Source organism: uncultured Flavonifractor sp., assembly GCF_944385615.1.
Lineage (GTDB): Bacteria > Bacillota > Clostridia > Oscillospirales > Oscillospiraceae > Flavonifractor.
The window spans coordinates 1-5636 of the sequence record NZ_CALWXV010000071.1 but is presented as its reverse complement, the minus strand read 5'-3'; the positions used below and the strand labels follow the sequence as shown (position 1 = coordinate 5636).

General features: G+C 62.2%; 3 protein-coding genes. 1 reads left to right on the top strand and 2 read right to left on the bottom strand.

What is annotated here, in order from left to right:
• Positions 1 to 115: 115 nt before the first annotated feature.
• Entirely contained in the window at positions 116 to 3133 is a 3018-nt protein-coding gene (locus Q0J75_RS12250; protein ID WP_297201764.1) for an S-layer homology domain-containing protein, read from the bottom strand.
• 121 nt (positions 3134 to 3254) lie between these two features.
• Positions 3255 to 4472: a radical SAM family heme chaperone HemW gene (gene hemW / locus Q0J75_RS12245; protein WP_297201761.1), complete on the bottom strand. Its 1218-nt coding sequence runs from the start codon at positions 4470 to 4472 to the stop codon at positions 3255 to 3257.
• 168 nt (positions 4473 to 4640) lie between these two features.
• On the opposite strand from hemW, the gene Q0J75_RS12240 reads away from it, so the two are divergent.
• Positions 4641 to 5546: an RluA family pseudouridine synthase gene (locus Q0J75_RS12240; RefSeq protein ID WP_297201758.1), complete on the top strand. Its 906-nt coding sequence runs from the start codon at positions 4641 to 4643 to the stop codon at positions 5544 to 5546.
• The last annotated feature ends 90 nt before the right edge of the window (positions 5547 to 5636 follow it).

The following is a 5636-nucleotide window of genomic DNA, read 5'->3' as shown; positions in this document are numbered from 1 at the left end:
TATTTTATCTCATCTAAATGAAAAAGCCCAGCTTTTGCTGGACTTTTTCGACAGGCTGGGACTTTTTCGACAGGCTGAGGCCCCGCCGCATACGCGGCGGGGCCTTCGATTTGTTTTACAGCATGGCGTACAGCAGCTTGGCTACCTCGCCTCTGGTGATGGAGTCATTGGGACGGATCAGATTGTCATTGCCGGTGACCACGCCCAGAGATACCAACGTTCTGACATAGGGCAGAGACCAGCTGGGTACCGAGCCGGCGTCGCTGAAGGTCAACGCTTCACCGGAGAAGCCCTTCTCCAATGTGCGGCCCAGGATGGTCATGGCCTCGGCACGGGTGATGGTGGCGGAGGGATTGGCCAGCAGCTGGTTGCCGTTGGAGGCTCCCTGAAGGATACCTAAGCTGTACATGGCCTTCACCTCATTCAGTGCCCAGGAGGGGATGCTGGCAGTATCGGCAAAGGGCAGCTCCACATTGGCGTAGCTGGTCAGATCCAGGTCCATCCACCGGGCGGTCAGCGCAAAGAACTCGGCCCGGGTGATGTTTTTGTCAGGCTGATACTGGGGGCTGGCCCCGCCGGTACCCTGAGAAATGCCCTGGTCATAGAGGAAGGTGGCGTAGGGCTCGGCCCAATGGCCCTTCATGTCGATGAAGGGGCCGGAGAGGAAGCTGGCGGGGGTGATATCCGCCGAGGCCCGGCCCAGGTTGCCGCTGGCATCGGAGGCGGTGACGGTGACCCGGTGATAGCCCCCGTCGGCGGCGGGCAGGGTAGCGGTCAGGGTGCTGGTGCCCGCGTTCCAGTTGCCGGTGATGGGGGTGCCGTCATAGGTCAGGCGCACCTGCTCCTGGGCAAAGGAGGTGTTCAGGTCGTCCTGCACTGTGGCGGTCAGCTGGTTCCCCTGAACGGTGACACTGACCGTGGGAGCAGTGGTGTCGGAGAGATTCTGGTTGGCGGTGACCAGCTGGTCCAGCCAGATGGCGCCGGTCTGACGGCCGGCGGAGCCGCCATAGATCACATCCAGGCTGGTGAGGGAGACCGCTCCAGTGGGCAGCTGGACCATGACGTATTTCCAGCCGGTGAAGTCCAGGGTGGTGAGCCGGAACTGCTGGGCCAGACCGCTGGCGTCCAGGGCGGTGGCCATCAGGGTATTGCCCGACCCGTCGCCATACACCCACATGCCAAGCCAGCTCTCACCGGAGGGGATGGACAAGGTGGTGGACAGGGAGGCGGCGCCGGTGGAGGCGTCATAAGACAGCTTCAGGCTCTGCTTGCCGTTGTGGACATAATCGGCGGAGGTCTCACCGGCGGCAGAGGCGGTAGCGGTGCCGGTATAGGCGGAGAGCGACCCCTCAAAGCTGTCCAGCAGCTTGATGTGGCCGGAGATGGTCACCGGAATGGAGACGCTTTTGCCCCCCACAGACACGGTGAGGGTGCCGCTGCTGCTCTGGGAGCCGGCGGTAAACACGCCATTTTGGTCCACCGTGCCCAGAGAGGCGGGGCTGAGGGACCAGGTAAAGCAGCTGTCCTGAGCCGTGAGAGACAGGGAGCGGTAGGTGGCGCTGCCCTTCAGGTTGATCTGCTGGCCCGGGTCCAGGTTGATGGAGCTCACCTTGGCCCCATTTGCCTCATTGGTGACGGTGAGGGTGTCGGGGGTGCCCACTGTGGTGAGGTAGGCGGTGCCGGAGGCCATGCCGTCAGAGGCGGTGACCTGGGAGAAGCCGCTCTGCGTACCGGCGGTGAACCAGCCGTTCTGGTCCACCGTGCCGCTGCCGCTGGACACCGTCCAGGACACCGGATTGCCTGTGGTGGGGTAATAGCTGGTATCCAGACCGGAGGCCGAGAGCTGGACCGAGGCTCCCGCCAGCAGCATGGAGTCGGTGGGGGTCACATAGTAGCTGCCCAGCTGGCCGGTGGGCTGGAGGGTAGTGGTCAGGAAAATGGCTGTGCTGTTGGCCCGCTGGGAGCCGTCAGAGGGGCGGTTGATGACCTGCATGCCGTTGGTCTCCGGGTAGGTCACACCGATGGTGGTGGAACCGCCGCCGTCCATGGCCACCGCATCCACGCACCCCAGCTCAATGAGCCGCTGGGCCACCTGGTTCAGGGTACAGCCCACGCTGTAGCCGGACTGCTTGCCGTCAATGGTATAAAAAATGGTGCTGCCGTCCGCCTTGACGCCTACCGCCGTCCAGGCGGTGCGCTCCGAGGGCAGACCGGAGGCCACTTGACCGCCGGTGACGATCTTATAGGTGCCGCCGATGGCCTGATCCACCGTGTTCCAGCGGGAATCCGTGCTGGTGATGGACAGGGTGACCGTGTCGCCGGGGGTCAGAGCCCGCAGCTGGGCCAGAATGTCGGGGTCGTCCTTGCCGTTCATGGTGAGCACCGCTTTTCCCTCGGGAATGGCGATGCTGCCGGTGGACTCCAGCACCTGCTCCACCTTGTACTGGACCTGCTTGCCGATGGTGGGCACCATTGCGCTGGTGCCGGTGCCGTCGTCCACCGGCACTAGAACCACGTCCACACCGGCGGCGGTGTTCTGGGTGGTGGTGGCAAAGTCGGAGGTGAGCAGGGTCAGCCCGCCGCTGGTGTCGCTGGCGGTGATCTTACGTACCTTGTTGATGGCGCCGGTGAGGCGGAAGGTATGCCCGTTGAAGGTGACGTTGGTGGAGAGGCTGGGCTGGCCGATAAAGGCGGTGCCATCCTGGTTGAAGCCCACCGCCCAGGCGTTGTTGTAGTAGGGAGTGGCCCGCACCACGCCGTCGGTGACCAGCAGGCCCACGGTGGAGCCGGTACTCAGCACATACCAGTCGCCGTTGATGCCGGAGACCACCCGCTTTCCCTGGCTCTCCAGTGTCTTTGCCATGCTGGACAGGGACAGGCGGTTGAGCACTTTGGAGCCGTAGGCCACGGTGGGTACCACATTGGTGTTGGGGCTATAGGATATGTAGTACTCGTGGCGCAGATCGGAATAGCTGTCGCTCCAGAAAATATTTTTGCCCAGAGTGGCGCCCTGAGACAAAGGGACCTGACCGGTGTGCAGGTCCCAGCCCAAGGCGTATGAGGCAGACGCTGCGGTGATGGTCAGGGCCAGAGCCAGCCCCGCCGCGGCGCATCGCCGGATCAAATGTTTCATGATCGTCCTCCTGAAGTAGGTTTGCAAATATGCGTACTTATTATGTTAACACAAAAGCCGCCGCTTGTAAACCGGCGGCGGCTTTGGCTTGTCGAAAAGACGGGTCTGTGGGGCGTGGGCGTCAGCTCTGGAGGTTCTGGTCCCCTTCGTCGGGGCGGCCCTGCTTGAGGCGGGGGAGGGGCTTTCCAAAGGTGGCCTCCTCCTGAATGGTGAGCAGATCGCCGATAAGCTGATTGGAGACCAGAAAACCCTTGGGGGTTAGGTTCCAGCGGCGGTCGTGGCGCTCGGCCCAGCCCTGGTGCTCGTACTCCTCCAGCTTCTGCTCGATAGGGTCGAAATTGAGAAAAAACTCCCGCCGGTACTCCCATTCCTCAATGCCCCGGGTGGTGCGCAGGCGGAGCATCAGGTACTCGCTGCCACGCTCCCGGCTGGGGATCAGATCGGAGGAATCAATGACCACCCCGCCCCCCAGCACGCCGGTGATATAGCCCTCCAGATCCCGGAGGAAGGAGTAGCGCCGTCCGCCAAAGTCAGAGTGGGCACCAGGGCCGAAGCCGATATAGGGGTGACCCATCCAGTATTTCAGATTGTGGCGGGACTGAAAGCCCGAGCGGGCAAAGTTGGAGATCTCATATTGCCGGAAGCCCTCCTGAGCCAGCCGGTCCACCGCCCACAGATACATATCGGCCTGCTGGTCGTCGTCGGGCAGCCGCTCTCCTCGGGATACCCGGTAGTCCAGGGGAGTGCCTGCCTCCACCTTCAGCCCATAGCAGCTCAGATGCTCCGGTTTCAGGGCTAAAATCTGCTCCACCGTGTTCTGCCAGCCCTCCATGGTCTGACCGGGCAGGCCGTAGATCAGATCCAGGCTCAGGTTCTGGAACTTGGCCTGCCGGGCCATGGTCACAGCCTGAACTGCCTGTTCAAAGGTATGGGGGCGGTGAAGGTTTTGCAGCTCCTGGTCACAGGCCGACTGGACCCCCAAAGAGAGCCGGTTGACCCCCGCCTTGCGGAGGGCCTGGAGCATTTTCAGATCCACGCTGTCCGGGTTGCACTCCACGGTGATCTCTGCGTCTTTTGCCAAGTCAAACCGCTTGGCGATGAGCCGCAGCAGCTCCCGCAGCCGCTTTTCCCCATAAAAGCTGGGGGTGCCGCCGCCAAAGTAGACGGTATCCACCTGCCAGCCCCGGGCCTGGGGGGATGCCTCCTTGATGTGGGTAATCAAGGCCTTCTGGTAATCATCCATCCGCTCCTCTCTGCCGGCCAGAGAGTAGAAATCACAGTAATCGCACTTACTGCGGCAAAAGGGGATGTGGATATAGATGCCCAGCTTTTCTGCCATAGATGATGCCTCGCTTCCTGAAGGTGCGGTGATTGGAGGGCAGACAGGAAAAAGGCAGCTGTCCGCCTCGCAATCAAAAACAGTAAATCATATTATACAACAAAATCCCCCGTTTGAAAAGCATGGAAGGCCATGCTATACTGAAAAAAACAAGAAGGGGAGAGAACGATGGCAGAGGGGACAGACCGGCGGCTGACGCTGGCGGTAGCGGCGGCCTGGGACGGAGAGAAGATCGACACCCTGCTGCGGCGGGAGCTGGGGCTGTCCGGTACAGTCATCAAGCGGATCAAATGGCTGGAGGACGGTATTCTGCTGGACGGAGTGCGGGCCATCACCGGCCAGCGGGTGTCGGCGGGGCAGGTGCTCTCGGTGCGGGTGGCCGCCCCGGACCAAAAGGCGGACCCGGTACCCACCCCAGGGCCGGTAGATGTGATATATGAGGACCAGGATCTGCTGGTGGTCAACAAGGCCCCCGGTGTGCTGGTCCACCCGGGACCGGGTCACGGAACGGATACCCTGTGCAACCACATCGCCTGGCTGTACCGGCAGCGGGGGGAGGGCAGCGGAGTCCACCCGGTCCAGCGGCTGGACAAGGGCACCTCCGGCCTGCTGGTGGTGGCCAAGCATCCGGTGGCCCAGGAGAAGCTGAAAGGCCAGCTCCACACGCCGGAATTTCGGCGGCGCTATCTGGCTGTGTGCGACGGGGTGCCGGAGCCTCGGCAAGGCCGGGTGGATCTGCCCATTGGCCGGACGCCGGGGTCCCTGGTGGAGCGGAGGGTAGACCCGGCGGGACAGCCCGCCGCCACCCAATACCGGGTATTAAAAGTTGCCGGGGGCCGGGCTTTGGTGGAGCTGGAGCTGGAAACCGGGCGGACCCACCAGATTCGGGTCCACATGGCCAGCCTGGGCTGTCCTCTCACCGGGGATTTTTTGTATGGCACTGAGGACAAGAACCTTATCGGACGGCCTGCCCTCCACTCATCAGAGCTTTTTCTTATCCATCCCATCATTGGGGAACCCATGCACTGGCAGATACCCCTGCCGGCGGATATGGCGGCATTGTTATCGGAATAAAAAAGAAAGGGAGTCAGCCTGTCGAAAAAGTCCAGCGAAAGCTGGGCTTTTTCGTTTGCAAGAGGTAAAATAGCAATAGGTGGTGAGAAA